A 26,874-nucleotide genomic window follows, 5' to 3' on the forward strand; every position below is an offset into this window, starting at 1 on the left:
CGTGTAATAATCGACCTGTACTTCCCGGACATACGCCTTCTTTTCCTCGTAGTCCAGCTTTTCCACCTGGAATTGCGTCCCCTGATGCAGGTAAATGGCTTCGTCATGCAAAAGCGTCATGGAGCTAAAACGGTCCATTTCTCCGATAACACCCTCATTTCCCCGTTCACTAATGTCGATGATCACGACATTTTCCTGCGAAGCTGACCGTAGACTGATGTTGTGGGCCGGGAATGAATCGTTCATCCAGAACCACTTGCCCCGCGAGTAATGAAGCACCTGCTCCTCGGTCAAGAACTCCAGAATTTCCACGATTTCCGCACGCCCGAATGTATCTCCCTCCCGAAACGGCAGCTCGTACGCCGCACATTTGAGATGATCCACCAAAATAATCAGGTTATCGGGATTGATCCGCGCTGTCTCAGGACTGCGGTCGAAAAAGTACTCCGGATTGGCGATCACATACTGATCCAATGGTGTGGAGCTACCGACCATAACGACGACGGATTCCCCCTGCCGTCTTCCCGCCCGTCCTGCCTGCTGCCATGTGCTTGCGACCGAGCCTGGATAGCCAGTAATGACACACGCTTGAAGCTGCCCGATATCTACCCCGAGCTCCAGCGCATTGGTGCTGACCACGCCCATAATGTCGCCATTGCGCAAGCCGCGCTCGATCTCTCTGCGCTGGCTCGGCAAATAGCCGCCGCGATACCCTTGGATCGTTTTTGGTCCAAGCTTGCGGCGAATCAGCTCCTGCAAATACGTGAGCAATATCTCTACTCGTACGCGGCTTCTCGCAAACAGAATCGTCTGAATGCCATTGGTAAGAAACTGCTCGGTAATGTCCCGCGCCTCCAATGTAGCACTCCGTCTAATATTGAGCTGCTTGTTGACCACAGGCGGATTGTAGAAAAGGAAATGCTTGATGCCCGACGGAGCACCATTGTTATTGACCAGCTCTACCTCTTCTTCTGTCAGGGCTTCCGCCAATTGTTTCGGGTTGGCGATGGTCGCCGATGTGCAAATAAATTGCGGGTGGCTCCCATAAAAAGCGCAAATACGCTTCAGCCTCCGAATGACATTGGCGACATGACTGCCAAAAACGCCGCGATATGTATGCAGCTCGTCAATTACGATGTATTTGAGATGCTCGAAAAAGGACACCCACTTGGTGTGATGGGGCAAAATGGCGGAGTGCAGCATGTCTGGGTTGGTGATGACGATATTTCCTGCCTTGCGCACCATCTGCCGGATATTTGCAGGTGTATCACCATCATACGTTTCCGATTTGATGGAGAGGCCCATTTCCGTAATCAACTCGTGCAGTTCGGACTTCTGATCCTGCGCCAAGGCCTTGGTTGGGAACAAGTAAAGTGCCCGCGCTTGCGAGTCTTCCGATAACGTCTGGAGGATCGGCAAATGATAGCACATGCTTTTGCCAGAAGCCGTGGGCGTAACCGCTACGATGTGTTTACCTTCGCGCACATGGCGAAAAGACGTTTCTTGATGCGTGTATAAGGAGGGAATGCCTCTATTTATTAGGGCATCTCGAATTCGTCCATCCAGCTCACTTGGAAATGGAACGGACTTTGCTTCACGAGCAGGAATGACCCTCCAATGCGCAATGTTATCGCGAAATCGTTCATCTGTTTTTATGTGATCCAATATGGCTGCGATATTTTTTTTCACATTCATTTTCGTCACCTTCTTGCTACCATTTTACGAATGGACGTTCGGTATGTAAACATGGAATAAAGATCCACACGTTGAACTCAAGTTGTGGACGACAAAAAAATAACAGTGCAAAATGATAAAATAATTGAACTTCTTGAGGAATTGAAAAAGCATTAAAAGCTATTTCTAAAAACGCTATGTATTGCACCTTTTTATCGACAAAATCCCAAAGCATGGCACCAGTGAACGAAGAATACTGAGTTCCCCATATGTGTTCTCGCAATCAAATATTGATAGAGTTAGAGTTAAATCTTGTTCGTTCCCATGTGCGTGCCGACGAAAAAAAGCAATCAGATCAACCTTCCCACGATCCGATTGCTTTTCTTTATAAGAGTATGGGTATGTGTTTCTTAATAGTCCGTTAATGAAACAAGGATGCCAGATGATGCTCCAGCACTTTCGTAATCCGTTCCCCATCGACACGCTGCGGTTCGAGATAGGCATGCAGGGCCAGACCGTCGATGACGGCATAGAGCTTTTCTGCTTCCAGCTCTTTGTCCAGCTCTTTGCGTAATAAATTCAGTTGGTCGGCAGAATCCAACAGCTTGTGGACGCCGGCATAGATTCCGTCATGCTGTGCGTCAAAGCCTTCTTTCTTGTGTCGGAAGTACACGGTAAAAGCAAACCAAACTTCCATTTCGACCATCTTTTCTTGATTCGTAGGGAGAAGCTCCAAAAAGATTTTGGTGATTTTCTCTTTTGGCGCCAACTCTTCATTCGCGTGAATTTCTGCAATTCGAGCTATTGCCCTCTCTTTTACGAGCTGCATGGCATACATTAGCAGTTCATCCTGTGTTGCGAAGTAATGTCGCAGAGCACCTAATGAAAGTCCTGCTTCTTTTGCAATGCCCCTTACCGTCGCTCCCTCCATTCCTTGCTCAACAATGACACGCCACGTTGCTTCTGCTATTTGTTGTCTTCTTTTCTCATGATCGATTATTTTCGGCATAGTTGTATTTTAACAAGATTGGCAAGGGACAAGCAACCTTTAACAATACAGTTGTATTATTTAACTGCCGATGTTAAAATCCTTTTTGTTAGCACGATCGTATTAAAAAAAACTCCTCATGCAGGAGAAGAAACTTCCGAAAAGGGGACCTATAATAGTGAATTTTGTTGCATGGATGATTGTCGCGTGCGAAATCGCCTTTTGGGTGGTCATTGTACTTGGCCTTTTCACAAGGTACGTACTCAAACAAAAAAAGGCCGGGCTTTTACTTCTCGCCCTGACGCCTGTTGTTGATGTGGTTTTGCTCGTTGTCACGAGCGTGGATTTGTATCGTGGAGCTACCGCAACGATTCCTCATGCGCTGGCTGCCGTCTATATTGGGGTATCACTTGCGTTTGGGAAAAGCATGATTCAATGGGCGGATGAAAAATTTCAGCAATACGTCACCAAGGAAGGCACACCTAAACCCAAACTATACGGCATGGAGTACGCCAAGCATTACGCAAAAAGCTGGTTTAGACATCTCTTCGCCTATGTCATTGGGGCGGCCCTCTTAGCCGGGACCATCTACTTTATCAATGATGCAGAACGAACTGCTTCTTTATGGTATATTCTTCGGCTATGGACCGTTGTACTGGGGGTTGATCTGTTGTTTACAGCCAGCTATTTTCTCTTCCCAAAGAAAGATAAGCGAGGCACCGTTTCCAAAAAGGATTGGTGAGAGGCTTTTCTACTAGCTTTCGTCTTCGTTGTCATCCTCACCAAATGCAAGCTCAATACAAATAAATTGAATCACCAGCTGGCATATTTGCTCGTTTTCATCTAACCCAAAATAGACAGGATAGGCTCCATCTCCAAATCCGGTCTGAATCATCGGAATCGATAAATCCGTGCCTGGTATCGTCCAGTTTATATAATCTCCAGTGCTTCTTTGGTATTTTGGACGGTCTTTGTAACTTTGTGCAAAAACTTCCGCGAAATAATCATCGTAAATATTGCCGTCTGGATTCTCTTTTTTCCAGCTATCATAAAAATCCAGATAAACATCCCTCGTTTTGACATCTACCACAGTAGCAAGGCCTGCATCCACATTAAAGCCAAAATATTCGCCTTCCCCAAGATTTTCGAGATCCTCGTCTCCTATGAGGGCTTCCGTAAATCTTTGGGGAGTTTTATCTGTGAACTCTACCTTCGCAGCTGCATAACGGTAATGGTCTTCTTCGACTGTTACCACACAAACGGTTAATGGGAAGGTTCCTGTAGGGACTTTTCGAAAATATGGGGCACTCTCTCTCTCCAGATACACAAGCGGATCACGAACCATGATGTCTCCAGTGGGAATCGTGATTTCTCCCAAAGAAAGCAGGTTGATTGGCTTCCCACTGATGTTCGTTGATGTGAAATAGGTGTGTAAATCACCAAGGGGTGCTAACATCTGTTCTTTTTGTTCATATCGTGCTAACCATTGATCGTCTGGAATTTTCGTCATCCTTATACCCATCCTACTATTATCAATTTGTCAATCACTCCTAAAATTATACAAAATCACCCATAGAAACGATAGTACGGCTTGGATGTTTGCATAACGGGCAAGCCGATGCATAGTCATGGTTAGTGGATGAAGTCCGACCAAATCTATGCATGTCCAAGGATGAAGGAGGTTGCCCCAAATGAATCCACCAGACAAAGGGAATCAGATTCCTCAGCCGATGAGAAGAGACGGGACCGGATGGGTCGATCTCGGCCCACGGAACGTCATGCGTGATCGGCAAAATCCGAATATGCTCGTTCCTCCCGTCACAGATGCGGGCTTGCTGCCCAATCTGAAATTTTCCTTTTCAGATGCCTTCATGACGTTAAATCATGGCGGTTGGTCCCGGGAAGTCACCATTCGCGAGCTGCCAATCGCCACTACACTTGCGGGTGTAAACATGAGCCTGACGCCAGGCGGGGTTCGCGAGCTGCATTGGCATCAGCAGGCGGAATGGGCTTACATGCTGCTTGGTCGTGCACGAATTACGTCCGTTGACCAACGCGGACGAAATTTTATCGCAGATATCGGCAAAGGCGATCTGTGGTATTTCCCACCTGGCATCCCCCACTCGATTCAGGGACTAGAGGAAGGCTGCGAATTTTTGCTCGTTTTCGACGATGGACATTTTTCCGATCTGAATACACTATCGCTCTCCGATTGGTTTGCTCATACGCCAACAGATGTGCTTTCCGCAAATTTTGGTGTGCCTGAATCAGCCTTTGCCGACATTCCTTGCGAGCAAGTGTACATTTATCAGGACGAGATTCCCAGTCCCGTAGAAGAAGATGAGGTAGAATCCCCGTACGGAACCGTCCCCCTTCCCTTTACCCATCGCTTACTTGCGCAACGACCACTGATTACACCTGGCGGCAGTGTGCGCATCGTCGATTCCCGCAACTTCCCGATCTCCAAAACAATCGCGGCAGCACTCGTAGAACTACGTCCCGGTGCCATGAGAGAGCTGCATTGGCATCCCAATAACGACGAGTGGCAATACTACATTTCAGGCCAAGCACGCATGACCGTTTTCACCGGAAATGGAAACGCCCGAACCTTTGACTACCAAGCAGGTGATGTCGGTTACGTTCCTTTTGCGACGGGGCATTATATTCAAAATACCGGGACGGAAACGGTGTGGTTTTTGGAAATGTTCAAGAGCGACCGCTTTGTCGACGTGTCGCTAAATCAATGGATGGCACTTACCCCGCATGAACTCGTCGCTTCCAACCTGTGTGTAGGTCCTGAACTATTAGATGCTTTACGCAAGGATAAATGGCCCGTTGTCAAATATCCTGGATATGGCTATGTCCCGTGAATGCCAGAAAAGACCAGCCCGAATGGACTGGTCTGTTTTTTACTTCTCTTTTTTAGGAGCCTTGTAGCTCTTCGGTTGCTTCAGACCACGCTGCTCCATGACCTCACGCAGACGGTCCGGGTAATCCGTAATGATCCCGTCTACGCCATCGTCGATCAGCTTGTTCATCGTAGGTGCGTCGTTGACCGTCCACGGAATCACCTTCATCCCAACCTTGTGTGCGTCCTCTACCATTTTCTTCGTGACATAGGGCACATAATTCTCGTCGGTGACTTTGCCATTTTGTGGAGAGCCATGCACCGGAGAGATAGCGTCTGCACCAAATGAGTGTGCTGCCGCCACGAGGTCTCCTCCAAAGTCGTCAATGTCAATTCCGCCCAACCATGGTGAAGCTCCTGGTTGACCTGGCTGCAAGAATTGCGCACCGTTCGTTAGGGCGACAATCGGCAATTGCGGCTCAACCTCTTTCATGCGCATGAGCGCCCCCCAGTCAAAGCTTTGGATCGATACCCGATCAAGCATTCCGGCATCGCGCACTTCACGAGCGACGATCTGCACGAAATCTTCACGCGGAGCGGTTTGCTCCGGTGCTCCCGCCTCTACCTTCGTTTCGATATTCATCCATACATGGTTAGCCTTGTAGTCCTTGACGAGGTCAAATACTTCGCTCAACAGCGGCATCTTAGCACCTGGGCTTGGACGCTGCCCTGGGTATTGCGGCAATGTCTGTGTACCACAGTCCAGCGTGCGAACTTGGTCGACAGTCAGGTCCTTTATGTACTTGCCAACGTACGGATACTCAGGATCTCCAGCGAAAAGTGGGCCAGTATCTCGACACTTGGCACCGGAAATCTTGCGGTCATGCGTAATAACCGCCTGCTTGTCTTCTGTGATTTGCACGTCGAGCTCGAGTGTGCTCACTCCTAATTCAAGGGCGTGGGAGAACGACGCCAATGTGGACTCTACCGTGAGCCCGATTCCGCCGCGGTGAGCTTGAAGATCGAACTCTTTTGGAGAGTTTTTTGACCAGTGCGGATTGCCAGCGGCAGAAGCAATTGGTGCTACACACACCATAAGGGCAGCAGTTGCTATCATTACCTTGTTTCTCATCATTTGCTTCACTCCTTAAAGTATGGCTTACCGTATTCACTATAAATGAATGATGTAAATTTCTATTCCCATCTCTATTAAGTAATCATGAAAGTTTTATTTGCCCAAATAATGGAACAGCGGCGAGCTAAGACCTGAACATAAAATCTTAGACTCGCCGCTGCTTTATTCAGCTATCGTATCCCTTCACTTCATCATCCATGAATGGACGCTTGACTGGAAGTCGCATTGGCATCCTTCAGGTTGCGGTTTTTAACTCCTAGTGATAAGACGAAACAGATAAGCAAAATCAAACAAGCTAGCGCATACGGATAGTTGATATCTATATCGAATAAAAATCCTGCTACGATAGGTCCTGCAATATTGCCAAGACTCGTGAAGGCTGAGTTAAGACCTGCAACATATCCTTGTTGATCCTTTGCGAGCATCGACATTTGGGTACTGATGGCCGGACGCAAAATATCGATCGCCAAAAATACGATAAAGGTAACGGCAAAAATCATCCAAAATCCGTGAACAAATAGCGTCAACACAATAAACAAACCAGCAAAGAGCAGACAGACTGAGATGACCCTTTTCTCGCCAAAGCGATTCATGATCCAGCTAAAGGCAGTAAGCTGGACCACTGCGCCTGCTATTGACCCGAATGTAATGATAAACGCGATATCTTTTGGCTCAAATCCAAACTTATGGTCGACAAACAATGAAAAGACCGTTTCAAAATTAGCCAGTCCGAAAGACATGACAAACACAATGATCAAACTGAAAAAATAAGGCTCCCGATACGAGTGCATTAACTGGGAAAGGAGACTGCTTCGTTGTTTTTCGCTAGAATGCCAGTCAGCCAATGCTTCTTCCGTCGGTTTCGATTCCTTTAGGATCAACAACGTGATGCATGCAGCAATCAGTCCCGCAATTCCTGCGGTATAAAAAGGTGCGCGAATACCAAATTCAGCAATGTATCCTCCAATGCCTGGACCGATAATAAAACCAGTTGTAATGGCTGCCGTAATATACCCCATCCCGGCCGCTCGTTCTTCATTCGTTGTAATATCTGCCGAGTAAGCCATTACGGCTGGCATAATCAGTGCGGCACTGATGCCGCCTAACAACCTAGAAACAAACAGCAGGACTGGAGAATTCGCTATACCGAACAGCCCTTCTGAGATAGCAAATACGATCAAGCCAATCACAATGATCTTTTTTCTTCCGAATGAATCAGCCCATCGCCCGGCAATAGGGGAAAAAAGAAGCTGCGTCAGCGAAAAGGCTGCCACTAACAGACCAATGGTTCCCCCGGTAATTCCCAAACTCTCCATGTACTTCGGCATAATCGGTATAACAAGCCCGATCCCCGTAAAGACAAGGAAAATATTGAACATCAGAATCAATAGGGCTCCCTGATTTTTTAATAATAAAGCCACTTCCTATTCCTCCAATCCGTTACCAAAACACTGAATATCCATTCTAAATCATTACGTAAAAAAAGCTAGCGGGATGGTTTGACAATGCCAAATAAAAACACATCCATCGCTAAGCGAAAGGTTGCCAGCGCTTCCTCGCGTTCCATTCGTCGCGAGTGTTGATTTAAACCAAACATCAGGCTGTCCAGGATCATTGCGACTCCGGTTACATTCGTCATTTCAAATTCGCCGTTATCGATCCCCTTCTGGAGCAACTGTTGATTAAAGTCAATATAGCCTTTGATCATTTTGTTGATACGCTCCTCCACATCGGAAGGCTTCTCCGACATGTCGAAAAATTCATCAGCAGCCTTGGTCAGAGGATGGTTCATGAAATCGGTCGCAAAATGTTCAGCCATTCCATACAATTTATCGATCGAGGTCGTGTAGAGATGTTCCTTGGCTAGCCATTCCTCTTCCCATTCGCTATTCCAAGCTTCAATCAGATGCAAGAACAGCCCTTCCTTGCTCTTGAAATGATAATAAATGTTACCGCCGCTGTATCCAGTAGCTTTCACGATATCATCTATTGATGTGGCCTTGTAGCCTTTTTGCATAAATAAAATTCTGGCCGCATCCGCTATTTTTTTCTTGGTCTGCTCCGTTTGCTGCTTCTTTTTATTCAATGCTCCCACCAACTTCCCATCCTACAATACTGAACTTTCATTCAGTATTATAAGCGTTACATACATAGTTGGCAAACTTTCTTTGGTTTGAGTCAACATAGTGGAGGAGAAGAAAAAGCACAGGTCTCTACGACTCTGACACCCCAGCAGGGGGGATTCACTGGCCGTCTCCACTTCAAAAAGGGGACCGTCGAGCCAAAGCCACCCTACGGGCGGAAGTTTCTCAAGGATGAAGTGTTCGACAAGCGGGTCCCCTTTTTGAAGTTCCGACTGGGCAGGCGTTGTCAAGGTCTACGAGCCCCGTGCTTTTTCTTCACACCGGCTTTATTGGTTCGTTTGAGACCTTTTAAAACTTAGGATGATAATGACAGCAATAGACCGTATAAAGCCCCCGTAACCACAACCAACCATGGCGGCAGCTTCCAGTGCTCCAGCATGATAAACAAAATAGCCGCTGCGATAAAATCCAATGGAGCAAGGATCGTACTCGTCCAAATCGGATCGTACAGGGCTGCGAGTAAAATACCGACGACTGCTGCATTCACACCTACCAGCATTCCTTTGATTTTGGAATTTCTCCTCAAGGAATCCCAGAACGGCAATGCGCCGATGACGAGTAAAAAGGCCGGTAGAAAAATGGCAATCGTAGCTACTGCTGCACCGATTCCTCCTGCAATCATCGCTCCCAAATAAGCGGCAAACGTAAACAATGGCCCCGGTACTGCTTGTGTTGCGCCGTAGCCCGTCAGAAAAGCTTCTTGCGTTACCCAGCCTGTCGGGATCACTTCCCTCTCAAGCAAAGGCAATACAACATGACCTCCGCCAAAAACAAGAGAACCTGCACGGTAAAAGCTCTCAAACAGTGCTAGTAAGGAGAAGCCTGTGCTCTCTCGGAGGATGGGCAGCACAAGCAAAAGTCCGAAGAAAGTGATCCAGCACATAATGGCTAGTGCTCGACTGATTGGCACACGAAATTCAGGGAAATCCGAAACTTTTTGCTGCCGGAAGAACAGCAATCCTGTAATCCCCGCTAGAATCATAATTGTGATCTGACTCCATGCAGAATGCCACAATAACGTGATGGCAGCCGCGAGAATCGCAATCGTCACCCGTGCTCGATCCGGGGCCAGCTTTTGTCCCATTCCCCATACAGCATGAGCAACAATCGCGACAGCTACTAATTTTAGACCGTGAATCCAAGAAGCACTGCCACTGTCCAGTCCTTGTAAAGTGAACGCAAATATCAGGAGCGCCAATACCGAAGGCAGAGTGAAGCCGATCCATGCAGCAACCCCTCCCAACAATCCGGCTCGCATGATTCCAATACCGATCCCTACCTGACTGCTTGCGGGACCGGGGAGGAACTGACAAAGCGCAACCAAGTCTGCGTAGCTTTGCTCATCCAGCCATTTTCTACGTCGAATGTATTCGTTGTGAAAATAACCGAGATGCGCGATGGGACCGCCGAATGAAGTAACACCCAGCTTGGCAGAAACGAGCAAAACTTCAAACACTGACTCCCATCTACTTTTTTGGTGTCCTGTTTCTTCTCGGAGATTATTGTTCACTAAGCTGTACACCTCTCCGCTTCATCATATAAGCTATTTTATCGCTTTTCCTACCCTTTCATTGTAAAAAGATCATGAAGAAGGCTCCGCATCGATACGGAGCCTAAACACGGCTATTCCATTCGAAATACTGGTCCTCGCGCTACGAATGGCAGATTACTCCCCTTCGGCAGCATGATGGCATGACTACGAGTTACTTTGATCCGATCACATTCCCCATCGGTAATGATCAAAATCGGTCCGTCCTTTGGAAAATCGGTTGCTTTCTCCAGCATGTCAATGCCCGGCTGCAGGATCGTTCCCCCGCGTCCTTTTACTTTGACGCGACCTGCAATGTCCTCGGGAGAAAGGTAGCCCGCATCATACGCCTGCGCATCACAAAAGACCACGCGCGCATACGGAACATCTCGGGCTTCACTGTAGCTCGCAATCGCCCCCAATGCTTTGCCGAGCAGCTTGGTATCCATCGAGCCGGATGTATCAATCACGACGCCAAATGTACGTGCCAGCCGATCCGTTTCCCGAAAGCTCCAGGCAGGACGGGCAATATCGGGTGTTGAGGACTGTCTGCGGCTTGCCCTTGCATACGTGCGACTCTTTTCCAATGGGGGAAAATGCTCGTCGAACCAACGGGCAAGCTGAACATCCCATGGGATCGGCGGTTGCCCCAAGGCGCGAATCTCTTCTACCAAACCCGCAGGCAAAAGCCCTCGTCCCCTCTCCTGGTGATAGATCAAACCTTGCGACATCGCATTGCGATAAAAGTCATCCAGCGTCGTTCCCGGACCCTTTTCCCAAAAACGCGGATCATCGCCATCCAGAATATCGCCCATGCCGACTCCACGTAAGGTGTACAGCTTGCGATACGTACGCATGTCCGTCACGATTCGATCATAAATCGCCTCCGCCGACAGTCCCTTCAGGTCTGGGTCGTAAAGTCCGCCAATTTGCGGAAAACGTCCGATACCGATCTCCATCAGCCATTGATTAATCACGTAATCACAGCTGACATTCCAGTAATACGGGTCTCGGCCTTGGCAACGCTCATGGTGGCGAAGCCCTGCGTGCAACAGCTCGTGTGCCATTACGAATTTGCATTCCTCTTCATCCAAGCCCGCCGCAGGATTGATGAAGATTTCGTTGGCTGTTACATCAATGGCTGCCACCGAGATTTGCAGCCGCTGACAGAGCTGTGAATCCTCGATAATCGTGAAATGACTCGCTAAGGAAGCCAGTAATGGAAAATGATTAATGAACCAGCGCTTGGCCTTTTGTGCTTCGGACAGCTGGTTCTCTTCATTCCCGAGAGCATCGGAATAACCGCCCGCTACGCTGACAGCACTTTGCACCGCTTGTGCCAGCCCGATCCCCAAGAGACGCTCCCACTTCACATCCCGATTGTAGGTGTACCTGACGTATTTATCCGAGAAAAGCATATCTGCCTGTTTTTCCCCGCCCGTTCCAAACAGCTTCAAATGCTCCGGCACCCCATGCTCCACGAACCAGTCATACAGCTCTTCTTCGCTCTTTCCCGATTTATCTAGCTCAAAGGCCATTTCAGCAGGAGGCTTCCCCAGCTTCATATCTCTCAAGAAGCGCGTAATATAACAATCGCATGCGATGTTCCACAATATCGGCTGCTCTTTTTCCACAAAATGGCCGAAGCCCAAATGCAAGAGCGCGTGTGCGAGAACATAAATCCATTCCCCGACTTCCCCTCTGCGCTTCGGATGCGCGTACAAGCTGCCTTCCCGGGTCACGACTACCCAACCGTTATCCGGACAAATACTTCGCTCGGAACGGATAAAGTGCGCTCGCGATGACAGTGGACCAAACATCGGGTGATGACTCAAAAAATGGACGGCCTGCTCGTAGTTTTGCGTCGACGGGTCGGTTTGAACTCCTCTGGCCATTGCTATTTGCCCTTCCTGTCCATCGCCAATCGCGGTAAATCACGAATGACCTCCACAACAAACCAGTCTGGCAATCCGTCGCCATCCTCGTGCCGCGCCACTACCATCTGCGCCATTTCCAGTGAGATAGAAGCCAGCTCCTTCAAGAGAGCCTTCGCTCGGTGGGCAAACCGTTTATGCTGCTCCCCCACGGAGGCTTTATCCGCTGGCAGTTCTTTTTTGATCTGCGAACGGAAAGAATCGGCCAGAAAATACAGTACGTCTCGATCCTCTGGAGCTGTCGGGAAAGAAGCCTCTCCCTCCAAAATACGGTTGAGCTGGTATTTGCCTTGAATGTTCTTGTGAAAAGCCCGAAATTGAGCCGCATGCTGAGGCGTCAAGCATCCGTAGGCCAGTACCCCCACCATCTCCGTCGTCAAGTTCTCACCGAATTCGTTCAGGGCATCCGAGAGCATGTGCCAGGAACGCGGAGTAGAAAACGGTTCCTCACTCTTCGGTGGCTGCGACCACAAATAGTCCGGGCGCACCTCCAAAAATTGCAGCACGTAGGAATGGATTCCGTTGCTGTACGCCCAATTCATCCATTGTTCATACGAAACTAGCAATTGGACATGGAACATCCGGTTGATCAGAGCAGACGACATCGGTTTGACAATCGCGCTATCCTGCGCGCGGTTTCCTGCTCCAATCACAATGGACCCTTCTGGCAGATGGTAATCCCCGATTCTCCGCTCATGAATCAAACTGTAAAACGCCTTTTGCACTTCTTGCGAGCATGCATTCAATTCGTCAAGAAACAAGCAGTACGGTTCTTCTCGCGCAATTTGCGCAGGTGGGCAAAATCTGCTTTTCCCATCTACGATCTGTGGGACACCGATAATATCCTCCGGTGCCAGCTGACTACCCAATAACGATACGCAAGGCAGGCCCACCTGCTCGGCAAATGCCTCGACGAGAGACGATTTGCCGATTCCCGGTGCGCCCCAAATAAATACTGGACGAGCTACTGCAACGTTTAGCAGCACATCCATCAGTTGATTTTGCGTCACTTGAATTCCTAGATTCATTTCATAACCTCTCTTGTTTGATTGATTTTTGCAGTAATCTACCTCTTTCCATGATTGATTTCCATTGACTAGAGCGACCGTCACACCACAAATATTTCCTAATATTACAAGAAGATTGAATAACGGGCAAGAAAGAAGGCATCACATGGTAAGCCGTGCCCGAATAAAAACATAAACCGACGAATTCCCTTATGTATGATATCGGAATAGGATGAAACGACATAAATAAAGGAGGACGTTTTATTTGTCACAAGCAAATATCCCCAACATTGCGCCGCTGTTGACCATTACTCAAAACCAAGTCGTAAACTTGCTACTCGCATCCTTCGCTTTGGAGGAACTTGGTTTAAGCCATATCATTAACGCAGAGGCGGAGAAGCTTCACTATGTCCTTGGCACGCTTCCTGGATTAACAGGTCCCCCTGCAACCATTAGTGATTTGCTAAACGTGAATTCTAGCGTAGTAAATACGCTTAGAGAGATCACAAAGAAAGACATTCTGCTGAACAGCAAGCTGAATTCCGTATTATCCGCATCGTTTATTGCGAGTCTGACAGGGGCAACGGGTCCTACTGGCGCTACTGGAGTAGGAATAACGGGTGCGACAGGAGTCGGCTTGACTGGGGCGACCGGGGCGACCGGGGCAACTGGAGCGACCGGAGCTGGAGGCACTGGTGTTACGGGGGCAACTGGGGCAACTGGCGTAACAGGTACTACAGGAGCCACGGGTGTAACAGGCGCAACAGGTACTATTTCCAGTGTTTTCGGTAACTTCTGGCTATCCTCCGCTATCGATATTTCTCCCAATACGATCGTCCCGCTAAATGTGGCGAATGCAGACAATTCCCTTGGCTTTTTACTCGCTGGCGGGCAAGTGACCGTACCTGCAAGCGGCATCTATCTCATCAGCTATCGCGTAACTACTGCCCAAGCGAGTGAAGTGTCTTTCATTATCAGAAGGAATGGCGCCAATATAACGGGCTCTGCCGGAACTTCAAGCAGTGCAGATAGTGCAGCGGATGGAAATGCATTCGGCATGGTTACCTCTTTCACCCGATTAGCAGCAGGTGACATCGTAGACATATTCCGCACGGGAGGTATCGCAGACCAGTTCTTGCAAAGCTTCGCAGACGGAACGACGACGGTAACCAGCTTCCTCACTTTAGTGAAGATTGCCGAGTAAACCAAACATATATCATGACGCCACTCGAAGCACAGCTACCCCGGCTGTCGTTGCGAGTGAAGCTCTTGCTGCGGACAAACCTACTTCTACTCTTTATGTAACATTCCTTTTTTTACCACGTCACATAGGCAAAGGGGGAATAACAAAAGATGAGAAAAATCGTGAAAACCAGTGGCATTACCATATTGGTTGCATCCCTGATCGGATGCAGCTCAAGCGTACAGTTCGTATCAAGAAGCGAAAGCGAAAATAAACCAGCAGCAGAGCAAGGTCAAAGCAATCAAGTAGCCTCCAGTCCAAGTCCTCCCAGCCAACTAGCTGATTATGCGCTGAAAAAATCGGTCAATCCCCTCCCCAATGACATGTACTTCAAAGATTACGGCACCAACCAATTTGTTTCTACAGCGAAAGACCGTCTGTCCACTTTTGCCGCTGATGTGGACACTGCCTCTTACACCATAATGCGCAATTTTATTAAAGACGGGAATCTCCCGCCAGCAGAAGCCATTCGGGTGGAGGAATTCATCAACTTCTTCCCCACATCGTATCCTGCGCCAACCGATCAGACATTTGCGATCCAGGCCGAAAGTGGCCCCTCTCCTTTTCAAACAAATCTTCAAGTAGTCCGAATCGGGATCAAAGGAAAGGAATTACGCGCAGAAGAGCGCAAACCCGCTCATCTCGTCTTTGTCATTGACGTATCTGGCTCGATGAATCGCGAAAACCGATTAGAGCTGGTGAAAAAAAGCTTACATGTTCTCGTTGATCAACTCCAACCTACAGATTCAGTAGGGATCGTCGTCTATGGATCAGAGGGACGCGTTCTTTTGCCCCCAACCTCTACCGAAGACAAACAGGCGATTTTATCAGCCATCGAAAATCTGCAGCCCGAAGGCTCCACCAATGCAGAAGAGGGGCTGGTGCTCGGTTATGAAATGGCGGCCCGTTCCTTCAAGCCTACTACCATTAACAGGGTGATTTTATGCTCCGACGGAGTAGCCAATGTAGGCGAAACAGGAGCCGAGGGCATTTTGCGATCAATCGAGGACTATGCGCGAAAAGACATTTACTTGAGCACCTTTGGCTTTGGCATGGGGAATTACAACGATGTCCTGATGGAGCAGCTAGCGAACAAAGGAGAGGGCAACTACGCCTACATCGATACGTTCTCCGAGGCGCGCCGCATTTTTACGGAATCATTGACGAGCACCCTCCAAACGATCGCTCGTGACGTAAAAATCCAAGTAGAATTCGATCCTAAGAAGGTAGATTCGTATCGCTTGATCGGTTATGAGAACCGCGATGTCCGCGACAAAGATTTTCGCAACGACAAGACAGATGCAGGCGAGATCGGCGCAGGCCATAGTGTGACCGCTCTTTATGAAGTGAAGCTTGCTTCCCCTGCCCATACAGATCTCGGGACGGTTCGCGTGCGCTATCATAATGCCTCTTCCCAAAAAGTAGAGGAAATCTCCGAACCCGTAAAGGTGCAAAATGTCTTGTCTCCTGAGGTGACGTTCCTTGCTGCTGTAGCAGAATACGGGGAAATATTGCGGAAGAGTCCGCATGCCGAAAGAAGCTCCCTTGCCGATGTTCTCAAACTGGCGGAAGCCACAGCCACTGGAGAGGAACAGCTCGAATTTGTCCGCTTGGTTAAAGACAGCATGGCAATCAGCAGGAACTAATGCCTGTTCCTATGCTTTAGTGTCTCGCCTGTACCTCATCCAAATATAAACCATCATTCCAATCGCCGAACCGATTAGCAAAAATGTGATGCCATAATGACGTATATAAACGACGACCTTGAGCCACTCTTTCTCAAGCGCCCGTCCCAGCAGTAAAAAAGTGACACTCCAAAGAAATGCACCAGCGTAAGCAAATAAAGCGAATCGTCGAAACCCCATCGTAGAGACTCCTGCCAAATAGGCGGTAATATGGCGGACACCAGGCAAAAAATAGCCGATGAGCAACAAGTATGGACCGTACTTGGCAAACAGCTTTTGGGTCGACTCTATTCTTTTCGGCGTAATATGCAAATACGGTCCAACCTTCATAAGCAAAGGCAGCCCCCACTTCCACGCGATGGTATAGCTGATCGTAATCCCTACTGCCGCTCCCAAAAAGGCACTCAGCACCGTCAATGGCATGTGCAAAACACCGCGGGAAACTGCATAGCCAGCGTACGTCATGAGTACCTCATCGGGTATGGGGAGCCCTACAACACCGAGTGTGAGCGAAAAAAAGATGCCGACATATCCATATTTCATTAAAAAAAGATCCAAATGCTGCTCCACGGCTACCTCCAGAAATGTTGTCCTATTTCATTGTATTCTCTCCCTATTCTTTGACATTCTGGCTTTTTTACAAAAATACATCCCAAAGCGTATGGTATCCTTAAAAAAATCTTATTTCCTTTTTCAGGTGATGCCATGAACTATATGGAGCAAATAACTTATGCCCTCTCTTTTATCGAAAAGCAGTTAACGGAAAAAGTCACTCTTGATGAAGTGGCATCAGCCGCTGGTTATTCCAAGTATCATTTTCAACGCTTGTTTTTTCACGTGACAGGAGAAACTGTGGGCCAATACATTTCGAAGAGACGCTTGACTGAGGCTGCCAAAACGCTGTTACTGGAACAAAAGAGCGTAACGGAGGTCGCCTTTACATATGGCTTTGATTCCCACGAAGCCTTTACTCGTGCTTTTACCAAACGCTTTGGTCTGCCTCCTTCTGCCCTCCGTCGATCTGGAAAAATGCCGCGGTACACCATGCTGGAGCGTATTGAGCTATCATATTTGGAAAATATTCAGCTGCAATCGATTGAGCCCGTCTATGTCCCTGCCCACGAAGAATTGACCCTGATAGGCTGCTCCTCGGCTACCCGTTCGACCACAGATATTGTCCATTGCTGGAACCGACTGGGACAGAAAATCGCCATGCAGAAAAACCAGAAGCGTTATGGGGTTATTCGCTACCCGGACGCTTTCGGGCTTTCGTTGAACTTCGCCTATTTTGCTGGCATAAACAGTACGGAGCATGTTGGCTCAGACGGATTGGAATCGCTCACTCTGCCTGCATCTGGTTATCTTGTCTTCCCTCACAGAGGATCGGTGCAAAATCTCAAGCTGACGTATCAGTATATATACGGGAGCTGGATGACACACGCATCCGCATCCGATCAGCTTTATGCCCGATACGATTTTGAATATTATGATCATCGCTTTCTCGGGAATAACCATCCTGATTCGCTTTGTTTCATTTATATACCCGTTCTTGCACGAGAATAGTCAGTAGCGATTCGCATTTTCGATCAAGTTTTCCTCGTTTTCCTGTCGTACGCTGGACGTGTGAAAAGGAGTGAATCGAATGAAAGAACTGACCTATTTGACAGCAACGGAGATGGGCACTTGGATTCGCGAGCGGAAAATAAGCGCCGAGGAAGTTACCCGGCATACCTTTACAAGAATCGGCTCGCTTAATGGCAAAATAAACGCTATCGTCGCTTATGACGAGCAGGCTGCTCTCGAATCTGCGAAGCAAGCGGACAAAGAAATGGCGGAAGGCAACATTCGGGGGCCCCTTCACGGGGTGCCGATCACAATCAAGGATTCCTTTGCCACAGCCGGACTCCCCACTACTTCTGGCTTCCCCCCACTAAAAGGCTACATTCCGCAGCATGACGCAGCCATCGTCCGCAGACTGAAGCAGGCAGGAGCCGTTTTGATTGGCAAAACGAATGTTTCTACCCTGCTCATGGATCTCCAAACAGACAACGATATTTACGGCAGGACAAATAATCCGTGGAATACGGAGAGGACTTCGGGAGGGAGCAGCGGAGGCTCGGCAGCCGCAGTTGCCGCAGGACTTTCTTATTTGGATATCGGGAGTGACATCGGGGGATCGTTGCGCGTTCCCGCTCATTATTGTGGTGTGTTTAGCTTGAAGCCAACAGAAGGAGCCGTTCCGGCAACAGGACACATGCCCGGCTTTGAGGGAATGTCTGATTATACCTCGTCCCGACACTTGGCCTGCTATGGCCCTGTAGCCCGTTCGATCGAAGACTTGGAAGTGGCGTTTTCCATCATGAGTGGTGGAAACGGCAACGCTGGCTTGCCTCATGGACCACAAGTCTTGCCCCCTTCCCTCAAGGAACAGCCCCTGCACATTCGCTGGATGGAGGAGCTGCCCGGCTACCCGACGAGTCGAGCCATTCGCGCTCAGTTGCGTCGCTTTGTCAAAGTACTGGAGCAACAAGGCATGCGCGTAGAACAAGTCACGGTACCACCTTTGGATGTACGCAAAGCTTGGGAAACATGGGGAAAAATCATCGACGCGGAGTTAAACTCCACGACGCCTACCCTTATGAGAGGATTGGCTCATCTCCTCACCATGCCGATCTATCGCCAGGTTCCCACGGCTACCATGCTCATCCCGCTGACGTTCAAAAACTACATGCGTGTCTTAACCATTCGGGAGCAGCTCATTCGCAGCTTCGAGCAATTTATGGCCGACTGTGACTTGTTCTTGTGTCCGGTCAGCTGCACGACAGCTTTCCCACATATGGCAAAATCGAAAATGTGGGGCTACAAGCCGCTTTACAACAAACCGCTGTACGTAGACGAGAACCCGCAAAACTACTGGGTCGCTACGACTTTTTATACGAATCTGTTTAATGTCACTGGAAGTCCGATCGTGACGATGCCAATTGGTTTTGATGAGCAAGGTCTTCCTATTGGCATACAGTGTGTGGGAAAGCGATGGCGTGATAGGGAATTACTACAGGGAGCGTCAAAATTGTATGCGACCTGCCCAGAGTGGCGGGCGCCTGAAATTTCTGTGGAGCCGCATTAAGAACAAATATTCCAGTCCAACTTGCATAAAGCCCCTTTCCTATGAAGAAAACTACCAGTGCGAACCCCATTTCTGGTAATGAGGAGGGCTTTATGCTTCCATTATTGAAAAAGCGCCTGACACTGATGCTTTCCCTGCTTTGTATGATGCTTCACCTGTCCGGCCTGTCCTATGCAAAAGAGACAGCAAACCCTCCATCTGTTCAACAGTCACCTCTCCTCCAATCGAAGTCGTTTCTTCAATCGCAGGAAAGGCTAGCCTATTCGCTTGGCATTCAAGCATACATCTACGGCTATCCATTAGTGATGTCCGCCAAAACGATGGAAGCCATGGTTAAAAGTCGTGCTCCGATCAACCAGTTTTACTATGCGGACACACTCGCTTCCCCAGCTTATCGGGATATTGTGACGCCGAACTCCGATACATTGTATATGAGCGCGTGGCTGGATTTGTCGGAGACGCCCGTCCGTTTGACTGTCCCTGCCAATCCGCAAAACCGCTACTACACCGTGCAAATGCTGGATGCGTACACGAATACGTTTCGCAATGTCTCCAATCGTTCCACCAAGCAGCAGGCCGGGCAATATATCATTGCAAGCCCACAATGGAAAGGGCCTACCCCTGCCCATATACCTGTGATCTACGCCCCTACGAATACCGTCTGGCTCATTGGTCGTGTCGAGGTAAAGGGTGAAGCTGATTTGCCGCAGGCTGTCTCGTTCGAAAAACAAATTGCGATTGCCCCAGTCCACCCAAAATTGCAAACGGCACATGTTCCCGAAACGCTTCCCCCAGATGTGCTGTCGTCCCTTTCCTTTTTTCAAGTCATGACGAAATGGATCCAGAGCAATCCTCCGCCCGAATGTGATCGCGTCTTGCTCGATCAATTTGCTCAAGTCGGGATCGATGTCCAAAAAGGCTTTGATCCTTCCGCACTCGGTCCAGCCAAACTTGCCGGCCTACAGCGTGCCTTGCGGGATACACCGTCTATTGTACAAAATGGCTTTCCCGGTTACGCCACCTTCCGTAATGGATGGGGCTCCTTTTCCCCCATCGGCACATATGGAAACCAGTTTCTCGCTCGTTCTTTTATCGCCTATTCCGGCATAGGGGCCAATGTGCCGAGCGAGGAAGCTTATTATCGCGCATTGACAGATGGCTCCGGAAAACCACTTACGGGAGCCAAAAGCTACACGTTGCATTTTACAAAGGAACAGCTTCCCAAGACGTCTGCTTTCTGGTCGATCAACGTCTATGACAACCAGTTGTTTTTAGCCAAAACAGCGGCTGATCGCGCATCGGTTCGCAGCAATACAGGAACGCTTGCGTACAATCCGGATGGTTCCCTTGACCTGTATTTGCAACAGCAACCGCCCAAAGGCAAGGAAGGCAACTGGCTCCCTCTCCCGGAAGGAGAGTTCAATCTCGTTTTGCGGATATTTGCACCGGAGCCTGCAACGCTAGACAATCAGCACGCTTGGCCCGCTGTCATGGAAAGCAACCCAATACCGTAACAGAACGCAAAAGGCACCGCCCCATCGTGAGCGGTGCCTACTATATTGAGTCTGTTACTTCTTCAAATCTTCAATGGAATTGATCTCCATGTAGGTTGGAACAGCCAATCCCAACTTGGTTCCTTGCAGGTTCGGACCGAGGTCCTCTACGTCTTTCCCCAGCTTTTCCATGTAGTCTGCGTGCGTCGTTGGCAGCCAAGCTGCTACCATTCCATCCACATCGCCGTTCGATACACCGACCCACATTGGTCCAGCTTCTACTTGGCTCATTTCCACCTTGTATTTCAACTTTTGCTCCAGGACCGTCTTCACCACATTCGTACTGGCGATCTCAGAATCCCACGCGACATAGGCGAGCGTCAATTTTTTGCCTTCTGCTGGCTGGATGCCTTCTACCCACTTGTTGACGGTAGCCTCATTATTTTTCACCCATTCGGCTGCTGCCTCTTCCGGCTTTTTGCCGCTCTCAATATCGAGCATCACTTTTTCCATGTCCGCAGGTGTCCATGAAAACTTGTCGAGGAACGCATACGCGCTTGGGTGTTCCTCTTTCAGTCCTTTGCGCACGATGGTATGAATTTGTTCATCCTTCCCGAAGACGCCTTTCGGGTCGTCGAGGTATTTCATTTCGAACTTAGAGAACATCCAGTGCGGTGTCCAACCAGTTACAATAATTGGCTTTTTGTCTTTGTAGGCTTGTGTCAGAGCTGCCGTCATCGCTGCGCTGGAACCCTCCACCAGTTCCCAATCTTTCAGATCGTAGTCTTTCATGGCTTTTTCCGTCGCTTTCATCAGACCAGCGCCAGGATCGATTCCGATAATTTTATGATTCACTTGTGCTCCAACGCTATTTGGTGCAGACGTACCCGTATTGCCCTCGGCAGGCTGATTTCCCTGCGGTGTTCCCGCGTTTGAACATCCTGCCATCACCATACTGAGTCCGAGTGCGACTGCCAGCCCTTTCAAGGCACCTTTTTTCATTTTCATGAAAACCCCTCCTACGCGTTTTTTCTCTTTCCAACACTTTGCGTGAGTCGATCCAGCAGAATCGCCAAAATAACGATGGCCAGCCCCGCCTCAAAACCTTCACCGATCTTGATCTGCGTTACGGCACGATACACGTCCGCCCCCAAGCCTTTCGCCCCAATCATGGAGGCAATCACGACCATGGACAGCGCGAGCATAATGCTCTGGTTAATCCCGGCCATCATTGTCGTCTTGGCAATCGGCAGTTGTACCTTCGTCAGCTTTTGCCAGTAGGTAGAACCGAACGCTTCAGAAGCCTCGATCAGATCGGCAGGAACTTGACGAATTCCCAGGTTGGTCAGACGGATTGTCGGTGGCATCGCAAAAATGACAGAAGCGATAACCCCCGGTACTTTACCGAGTCCGAAGAAAAAGATGGCAGGAATCAAGTACACAAACGCCGGCATCGTCTGCATGAAATCAAGCAGCGGTGTGACGACCTTTTGCACAGAATCATTCTTCGCGCACCAGACACCGACCGGAATCCCGATAATCACCGAGATCAACCCTGCCGTCAATACCAGCGCAAGTGTTTCCATTGAGTGCTCCCAATAACCCAAATTCTGAATCAGAAGAAGTCCAATGAAGGTAAAAAGAGCAATTGCCACTTTGCCAGCGCGATACGCCAGCAGCGTAAACAAAATGATCAAGACCCAAAACGGGATTCCTGTTAGAATCCATGAAAACAAGTCAACGGTTCCACCGATTCCAGCTGATATGAAGTCGAACAAGAAGCCCAAATTCTCTTCCAGTCCATCTACAATTGCCTCTACCCAACTGTCGAGCGGCAGCTTTGGAAATAGTTGGTTTTGACTCATGATGGATTCACCTGCCCCTCTTCATTCGTTGCCTCTGGAACTTGTTGATTTACTTTTCCAGCCAATCCACCCAGGACGGCACCTTTTACAATCACGCCCAATAGACGATTTTGTTCCCCGGTAACCGCCACAGGAATATCTGAAAACGCAACAAGGTCAAACATCTCATTGAGCAGTGTCTGCGGTCCGACAGTCGGTACCTCTGTCCGCAGCACGGATTCCAGCGACTGTCCTGCTTCCTTGGCTCCGTTTACCGCGTCTGCCGTTAGCACACCCAGCAATGTTTTTCGTTTATCCACTACGTACAGACTTGATACACCGCGCTCACGCATCATTTGCAGTGCGACGCGAGGCCCTCTGTCCAGTGTGATCGTCTCCGCTCGCTTCATGACTTTTTCAGCGGACAACACCTTGGAACGATCCACATCCTCTACGAAGCGTTCTACGTATTCGTTTGCCGGATTGGTCATGATTTCTTCCGGCGAGCCGATCTGCACGATCGCACCGTCTTTCATCAGAGCGATTCGATCCCCGATCTTCAATGCTTCGTCCAGATCATGCGTAATGAAAATAATGGTCTTCTGCATGGTGCTCTGCAGTTCCAACAGCTCATCCTGCATGTCCTTGCGAATTAACGGGTCCAAGGCACTGAACGCCTCATCCATCAACAGCACATCAGGTTCATTCGCGAGTGCACGAGCGAGCCCCACACGCTGCTGCATCCCGCCACTCAGCTGATCCGGGTAGCTTGCTTCCCAACCGCCGAGCCCGACGAGTGCGAGTGACTTTTTCGCTTTTGCCTCACGCTCGGCTTTTGGCATTCCTTGAATCTCCAGGCCGTACTCCGCATTTTCAAGTACTGTCCTGTGCGGGAACAAGGCGAACTTTTGAAATACCATGCCCAGCTTCTTTCTTCTTACGTCCTGTAACTGCTCGGTGTTCATACTGACGATATCCGTACCGTCAATCAGGATTTTGCCTTCTGTTGGTTCAATCAACCGGTTCAACAATCGAACCAAGGTCGACTTCCCGCTTCCCGAAAGCCCCATGATGACGAAAATTTCGCCTGCATGCACCTCAAAACTCGCTTGATTCACCCCAAGGGTAAGACCCGTTTCCTTCAAGATTTCTTGCTTGGTCTTCCCCTGCTTCACCTGGGACAATGCGCGTTGGGGTTGGCGTCCAAAGATTTTGGTCAAATTCTCTACTTTGATCTTGGGCATATGGTCACCTCCAACTATTACGCCCGGCATCCGGACTGTTCTTTACCCTTACAATTGTAACCAGCCAATTTTTTTACCTCAAACTGGGTGAGGCATGATAATCCGTCATTTTCAGCGTTCAGAAAAAACTTTACGTACTTTACTTCCTGTATTCTCAGTTTATCACGTATATACTGTACAACATCTCCATTTACTTTTTTCTTTTGGAGACGTACAATTCTAGTCAGGTTACTAAGACTAGAGGAGCTGCTTTTTTCAAAATGGATACCAATCAGGAAAAAATCCTCGAAAAAGCTCAGGAACGCGTGATTGAAACGCTCGCTCGCAACATGGATCTGTATGGAATCACCATGTCAACGGGATTGCTGTATGGCACATTGCTCTTTCAGGACAAGTCAATGACACTCGATGAGATGGGCGAAGCACTGGGCATGAGCAAAACCAGCATGAGCACCGGCGTCCGCACATTGATGGAATTAAATATGGTAGAAAAGATATGGAAAAAAGGGACGCGGAAAGATCATTACGAGGTCAATCTGGACTGGTACCAGAATTTCATCGACCTCTTTTCTGTGAAGTGGCGACACGCCTGCGAACATAATGTACACGCCTTGAAAAAGTCGCTCCTGGAGCTTCGCGCTCTTCAGCAATCAGAAGAGCTTTCGGAAGAAGTCAGCGAGCGTGTGGAGCTCAGTATCAAGCGCATTGAAAATGGGTTGGAGTATTATTTGTGGCTGTCCCGTTTGATCGACTCCTTCGAATCACATGATATCTTTCAGTTTGTACCGAAAAAGGAAAATGAATCATAAGACGTTCGCAATTGAAAAAGACTCGTTCCTTGCAATAGGAATGAGTTTTTTTGTGGTACAATTATCCAGAATAGTTTCATTACTCTTCTACGATGAAAGGAGTGGTCAGTTATGAAAAAGGACAGAAATCAACGTTCTTATAAAGCTGTGCGTGTACGAAATAACCAAAAAGGGGAACGCAAACACTAACCCCCTTTCACCTAGGAGGAAATGGATTGATTCGAAAAACAGCTCTACTGATTATTGATGCGCAGGTTGGTATTATCGAAGGGCAATTTGGTCCTGTTTTTCAGCCGGCTACACTTGTCCAAACATTGAAAAAAGTAAGAGAGGATGCCTATAGCAAGGATATTCCTGTGCTGTACGTTCAGGATGCGGATGTCGGAGGAGTCGGTTCAGACGACTTTGCCATCCACCCTGAGATCGCACCTCTGCCATCAGAAACAGTGATTCAAAAACTAGCGACAGACTCGTTTCACGGAACAGACCTGCACGAAAAGCTACAAGCACTCGGGATTAATCATCTTGTCATCATGGGGTGCAAAACCGAGTATTGTATTGACAGCGCCTGCCGAAAAGCGACGACACTCGGCTATGATGTAACGCTCGTCAAAGACGGGCATTCTACATCGGACAATAAGGTATTGTCAGCGGAACAAATCATCGCCCATCACAATACTTGCTTGCATGGATTGGGAAATATTGAGCCATTTATTTTGGTGCGGGAATCTACGGAAGATGTCTTCGCCCCTACCCATGATACTTACCGCTAATATTTTGCTGAATTTCTCGAAACCGTCTATTCAGGCGGTTTCTTGTTTTGTTCTGCTTGCGATTGGGCCTTGCTATAATGAAAGAAATGAATCAGCCTAATTAAAGGAGAAACCATGTCGACGACTATCGCTATACCAAGATTGGGAGTAGGAGCTGTCATCCTAAACGACAAGAATGAGATTTTGCTGGTTTTACGAAACAGAGATCCAGAAAAGAATACGTGGAGTATTCCCGGGGGAAAAGTTGATCCCTATGAACAGCTAGAGACGAGTGTCATCCGGGAAATCAAAGAAGAAGTCAATCTCGATGTCGAGGTAAAGGCTCTGCTTTGTACCGCAGAAACCATCCGCCCGGAAAGTGCCGAGCATTGGGTTTCAGTCATTTACGAGGTCACGATCCTGAGTGGAGAAGCACGCAATTTAGAGGAAGGCGGGGCGATTGGAGACATGCGCTGGTTTTCGTTCGATGCCCTTCCGTCGAATCTGGCTTGCTTCGCCGTACCAGCTATTGAGCATTTGCAAAACCGGAACCGTTCATAAAAAGCAAAACGGACAGTTGCCCCTGTGGCCTGTCCGTTTTTTCTGAAGAAGATTTTATTCCCCTTTTCGGATGATCTCTTGCACTCTCCCAACCTGTCCATCCGTCAAACGAACCTTGATTCCATGTGGATGAGTACTGGAGTTCGTCAAGATATCCTTAACGATCCCGCGGGTGCGCTTGCCTGTGCGTTGGTCCTGCTTCAATACAATCTCGACTTCAAGCCCCGCTGCGATATCTTTTCGATTTTTTCCGTTCATTTTTCCCTTCTCCTTTTTTCGTTCTATGTCCCGCTATGATATAATCGACAAACAAATCCATCTCACCGGAGGAATCCATGCTTACTTTTGAAGAAAAACTAGCGATTATTGAATCTTTTCCACAACTGACTCGGAATGACGTCTCCCTGAAACGGGTTAATTTTCATTATGAGGAAAGCCTTCATGACAAAAAGACGGTGGTCTATCATCTGCATCCGAACGGCAACGGGTTTGTGTTTGCCGCGTTTTTGAAGGGCTACCAAAAAGACGACAAGGGCTATGTCAACATCCGTGATTTCTCGGCGGACGAGCTGCGCAAGGTAGTGGAGGCTTCAATCCAATCCCTCTCTGTGAAACGTGAACCAGCTCCAAAAGCTACCAGTTCAGCTGAACAATTGGAGCAAACATGGGTTGACAAGCAAAACCGCACGCTCTTGTTGCAACAGGAAGACGCGCTGTGGAACGTATACCACGGAATGAATCTGGAAGCTTCCTTTGAATCGTACCTAGAAGCGGAGCAGTATCTGATTGAAGAAGGATTTTCCCTACAACAATAAGCCTTTCCTCCTCCCTGCTACATGTACCATACCAAATCGTAGA

At 48.6% G+C, this 26,874-nt stretch carries 25 protein-coding genes (1 of these 25 running past the window's edge); 11 read left to right on the plus strand and 14 right to left on the minus strand.

From position 1 onward, the window contains the following. Positions 1-1,695: the 5' portion of a DEAD/DEAH box helicase gene (locus HP567_RS27875; RefSeq protein WP_173612497.1), read on the minus strand. The gene continues 588 nt to the left of window position 1, outside the view; only the first 1,695 of its 2,283 coding nucleotides appear in the window; it begins with the start codon at positions 1,693-1,695; the stop codon falls past the left edge of the window. Between the two features lie 400 nt (positions 1,696-2,095). Next, positions 2,096-2,683 carry a TetR/AcrR family transcriptional regulator gene (locus tag HP567_RS27880; protein WP_173612496.1) on the minus strand — a complete coding sequence of 196 codons (588 nt, stop codon included), beginning with the start codon at positions 2,681-2,683 and terminating at the stop codon, positions 2,096-2,098. 157 nt (positions 2,684-2,840) lie between these two features. Here HP567_RS27880 and HP567_RS27885 point away from each other — a divergent pair, with 157 nt between their 5' ends. Next, positions 2,841-3,404: a hypothetical protein gene (locus tag HP567_RS27885; protein WP_106785661.1), complete on the plus strand. Its 564-nt coding sequence runs from the start codon at positions 2,841-2,843 to the stop codon at positions 3,402-3,404. A gap of 12 nt (positions 3,405-3,416) precedes the next feature. Here the strand turns inward: HP567_RS27885 and HP567_RS27890 are convergent, their stop codons facing one another. Then, a complete protein-coding gene (locus HP567_RS27890) occupies positions 3,417-4,172 on the minus strand; it encodes a DUF4241 domain-containing protein (RefSeq protein ID WP_173612495.1) in 756 nt (251 codons plus the stop codon). Between the two features lie 181 nt (positions 4,173-4,353). On the opposite strand from HP567_RS27890, the gene HP567_RS27895 reads away from it, so the two are divergent. After that, positions 4,354-5,532 carry an oxalate decarboxylase family bicupin gene (locus tag HP567_RS27895; RefSeq protein ID WP_173612494.1) on the plus strand — a complete coding sequence of 393 codons (1,179 nt, stop codon included), beginning with the start codon at positions 4,354-4,356 and terminating at the stop codon, positions 5,530-5,532. Positions 5,533-5,571: 39 nt separating this feature from the next. Here the strand turns inward: HP567_RS27895 and HP567_RS27900 are convergent, their stop codons facing one another. The 6 genes from HP567_RS27900 to HP567_RS27925 all read right to left on the minus strand — a co-directional run bounded on the left by HP567_RS27900 (position 5,572) and on the right by HP567_RS27925 (position 13,279). After that, on the minus strand, positions 5,572-6,645 hold the full coding sequence (locus tag HP567_RS27900) for a glycerophosphodiester phosphodiesterase (RefSeq protein WP_173612493.1): 1,074 nt from the start codon (positions 6,643-6,645) through the stop codon (positions 5,572-5,574). A 191-nt stretch (positions 6,646-6,836) separates the two neighbouring features. Then, the gene (locus HP567_RS27905) at positions 6,837-8,066 is read right to left on the minus strand and encodes an MFS transporter (RefSeq protein WP_173612492.1); all 1,230 of its coding nucleotides are present in this window, start codon (positions 8,064-8,066) and stop codon (positions 6,837-6,839) included. A gap of 65 nt (positions 8,067-8,131) precedes the next feature. Continuing rightward, complete coding sequence (locus HP567_RS27910) at positions 8,132-8,731, minus strand: TetR/AcrR family transcriptional regulator (RefSeq protein WP_173612503.1); 600 nt, start codon at positions 8,729-8,731, stop codon at positions 8,132-8,134. A 353-nt stretch (positions 8,732-9,084) separates the two neighbouring features. Then, positions 9,085-10,299 (minus strand): chromate transporter, encoded by a 1,215-nt coding sequence (locus HP567_RS27915; protein WP_173612491.1) that lies wholly within the window; start codon positions 10,297-10,299, stop codon positions 9,085-9,087. Between the two features lie 113 nt (positions 10,300-10,412). After that, a complete protein-coding gene (locus HP567_RS27920) occupies positions 10,413-12,212 on the minus strand; it encodes a vWA domain-containing protein (protein WP_173612490.1) in 1,800 nt (599 codons plus the stop codon). Between the two features lie 2 nt (positions 12,213-12,214). Further along, positions 12,215-13,279: an AAA family ATPase gene (locus tag HP567_RS27925; RefSeq protein ID WP_173612489.1), complete on the minus strand. Its 1,065-nt coding sequence runs from the start codon at positions 13,277-13,279 to the stop codon at positions 12,215-12,217. Positions 13,280-13,523: 244 nt separating this feature from the next. Between HP567_RS27925 and HP567_RS27930 the strand changes: the two genes are divergently transcribed. Both HP567_RS27930 and HP567_RS27935 read left to right on the plus strand, forming a co-directional pair. Then, entirely contained in the window at positions 13,524-14,462 is a 939-nt protein-coding gene (locus HP567_RS27930; protein WP_173612488.1) for a hypothetical protein, read from the plus strand. A gap of 149 nt (positions 14,463-14,611) precedes the next feature. Continuing rightward, complete coding sequence (locus tag HP567_RS27935) at positions 14,612-16,147, plus strand: vWA domain-containing protein (protein WP_173612487.1); 1,536 nt, start codon at positions 14,612-14,614, stop codon at positions 16,145-16,147. Positions 16,148-16,156: 9 nt separating this feature from the next. On the opposite strand, the gene HP567_RS27940 is transcribed toward HP567_RS27935, so the two are convergent. Then, on the minus strand, positions 16,157-16,768 hold the full coding sequence (locus HP567_RS27940) for a DedA family protein (RefSeq protein WP_173612502.1): 612 nt from the start codon (positions 16,766-16,768) through the stop codon (positions 16,157-16,159). Positions 16,769-16,891: 123 nt separating this feature from the next. Here HP567_RS27940 and HP567_RS27945 point away from each other — a divergent pair, with 123 nt between their 5' ends. From HP567_RS27945 to HP567_RS27955, 3 genes are all read left to right on the plus strand, one after another. Further along, complete coding sequence (locus HP567_RS27945; RefSeq protein ID WP_173612486.1) at positions 16,892-17,749, plus strand: AraC family transcriptional regulator; 858 nt, start codon at positions 16,892-16,894, stop codon at positions 17,747-17,749. Between the two features lie 79 nt (positions 17,750-17,828). Beyond that, on the plus strand, positions 17,829-19,313 hold the full coding sequence (locus HP567_RS27950) for an amidase (RefSeq protein WP_173612485.1): 1,485 nt from the start codon (positions 17,829-17,831) through the stop codon (positions 19,311-19,313). Positions 19,314-19,405: 92 nt separating this feature from the next. After that, the gene (locus HP567_RS27955; protein WP_173612484.1) at positions 19,406-20,827 is read left to right on the plus strand and encodes a DUF1254 domain-containing protein; all 1,422 of its coding nucleotides are present in this window, start codon (positions 19,406-19,408) and stop codon (positions 20,825-20,827) included. A 54-nt stretch (positions 20,828-20,881) separates the two neighbouring features. Here the strand turns inward: HP567_RS27955 and HP567_RS27960 are convergent, their stop codons facing one another. The 3 genes from HP567_RS27960 to HP567_RS27970 are packed head-to-tail and all read right to left on the minus strand — an operon-like array spanning position 20,882 to position 23,894. Beyond that, positions 20,882-21,808 (minus strand): glycine betaine ABC transporter substrate-binding protein, encoded by a 927-nt coding sequence (locus HP567_RS27960; protein WP_173612501.1) that lies wholly within the window; start codon positions 21,806-21,808, stop codon positions 20,882-20,884. Between the two features lie 17 nt (positions 21,809-21,825). Then, positions 21,826-22,671, minus strand: coding sequence for an ABC transporter permease (locus tag HP567_RS27965; RefSeq protein ID WP_173612483.1), 846 nt, complete (start codon positions 22,669-22,671; stop codon positions 21,826-21,828). Beyond that, positions 22,668-23,894, minus strand: coding sequence for a quaternary amine ABC transporter ATP-binding protein (locus tag HP567_RS27970; RefSeq protein WP_173612482.1), 1,227 nt, complete (start codon positions 23,892-23,894; stop codon positions 22,668-22,670). The genes HP567_RS27965 and HP567_RS27970 overlap by 4 nt, the downstream gene beginning before the upstream one ends. 260 nt (positions 23,895-24,154) lie before the next feature. On the opposite strand from HP567_RS27970, the gene HP567_RS27975 reads away from it, so the two are divergent. The 3 genes from HP567_RS27975 (at position 24,155) to HP567_RS27985 (ending at position 26,016) form a co-directional block, all read left to right on the plus strand. Beyond that, positions 24,155-24,703: a GbsR/MarR family transcriptional regulator gene (locus HP567_RS27975; protein WP_173612481.1), complete on the plus strand. Its 549-nt coding sequence runs from the start codon at positions 24,155-24,157 to the stop codon at positions 24,701-24,703. Between the two features lie 215 nt (positions 24,704-24,918). Continuing rightward, entirely contained in the window at positions 24,919-25,476 is a 558-nt protein-coding gene (locus tag HP567_RS27980; protein ID WP_173612480.1) for a cysteine hydrolase family protein, read from the plus strand. Positions 25,477-25,590: 114 nt separating this feature from the next. Continuing rightward, on the plus strand, positions 25,591-26,016 hold the full coding sequence (locus tag HP567_RS27985; RefSeq protein ID WP_173612479.1) for an NUDIX domain-containing protein: 426 nt from the start codon (positions 25,591-25,593) through the stop codon (positions 26,014-26,016). A gap of 54 nt (positions 26,017-26,070) precedes the next feature. On the opposite strand, the gene HP567_RS27990 is transcribed toward HP567_RS27985, so the two are convergent. Then, positions 26,071-26,274, minus strand: a complete 204-nt coding sequence (locus HP567_RS27990) for a YwbE family protein (protein WP_173612478.1) — start codon at positions 26,272-26,274, stop codon at positions 26,071-26,073. Positions 26,275-26,351: 77 nt separating this feature from the next. On the opposite strand from HP567_RS27990, the gene HP567_RS27995 reads away from it, so the two are divergent. Further along, a complete protein-coding gene (locus HP567_RS27995) occupies positions 26,352-26,831 on the plus strand; it encodes a hypothetical protein (protein WP_173612477.1) in 480 nt (159 codons plus the stop codon). Positions 26,832-26,874 lie beyond the last annotated feature (43 nt).

Origin of the sequence: Brevibacillus sp. M2.1A, from assembly GCF_013284355.2 — a bacterium.
Classification (GTDB): domain Bacteria; phylum Bacillota; class Bacilli; order Brevibacillales; family Brevibacillaceae; genus Brevibacillus.

Coding starts and splice junctions, on each gene's coding strand:
- HP567_RS27895 (WP_173612494.1), top strand. CDS start 4,354: ATGAATCCACCAGACAAAGGGAATCAGATTCCTCAGCCGATGAGAAGA.
- HP567_RS27995 (WP_173612477.1), top strand. CDS start 26,352: ATGCTTACTTTTGAAGAAAAACTAGCGATTATTGAATCTTTTCCACAA.
- HP567_RS27920 (WP_173612490.1), bottom strand. CDS start 12,212: ATGGCCAGAGGAGTTCAAACCGACCCGTCGACGCAAAACTACGAGCAG.
- HP567_RS27880 (WP_173612496.1), bottom strand. CDS start 2,683: ATGCCGAAAATAATCGATCATGAGAAAAGAAGACAACAAATAGCAGAA.
- HP567_RS27970 (WP_173612482.1), bottom strand. CDS start 23,894: ATGCCCAAGATCAAAGTAGAGAATTTGACCAAAATCTTTGGACGCCAA.
- HP567_RS27945 (WP_173612486.1), top strand. CDS start 16,892: ATGAACTATATGGAGCAAATAACTTATGCCCTCTCTTTTATCGAAAAG.
- HP567_RS27990 (WP_173612478.1), bottom strand. CDS start 26,274: ATGAACGGAAAAAATCGAAAAGATATCGCAGCGGGGCTTGAAGTCGAG.
- HP567_RS27900 (WP_173612493.1), bottom strand. CDS start 6,645: ATGATGAGAAACAAGGTAATGATAGCAACTGCTGCCCTTATGGTGTGT.
- HP567_RS27935 (WP_173612487.1), top strand. CDS start 14,612: ATGAGAAAAATCGTGAAAACCAGTGGCATTACCATATTGGTTGCATCC.
- HP567_RS27955 (WP_173612484.1), top strand. CDS start 19,406: ATGCTTCCATTATTGAAAAAGCGCCTGACACTGATGCTTTCCCTGCTT.
- HP567_RS27960 (WP_173612501.1), bottom strand. CDS start 21,808: ATGAAAAAAGGTGCCTTGAAAGGGCTGGCAGTCGCACTCGGACTCAGT.
- HP567_RS27965 (WP_173612483.1), bottom strand. CDS start 22,671: ATGAGTCAAAACCAACTATTTCCAAAGCTGCCGCTCGACAGTTGGGTA.
- HP567_RS27950 (WP_173612485.1), top strand. CDS start 17,829: ATGAAAGAACTGACCTATTTGACAGCAACGGAGATGGGCACTTGGATT.
- HP567_RS27925 (WP_173612489.1), bottom strand. CDS start 13,279: ATGAATCTAGGAATTCAAGTGACGCAAAATCAACTGATGGATGTGCTG.
- HP567_RS27890 (WP_173612495.1), bottom strand. CDS start 4,172: ATGACGAAAATTCCAGACGATCAATGGTTAGCACGATATGAACAAAAA.
- HP567_RS27975 (WP_173612481.1), top strand. CDS start 24,155: ATGGATACCAATCAGGAAAAAATCCTCGAAAAAGCTCAGGAACGCGTG.
- HP567_RS27985 (WP_173612479.1), top strand. CDS start 25,591: ATGTCGACGACTATCGCTATACCAAGATTGGGAGTAGGAGCTGTCATC.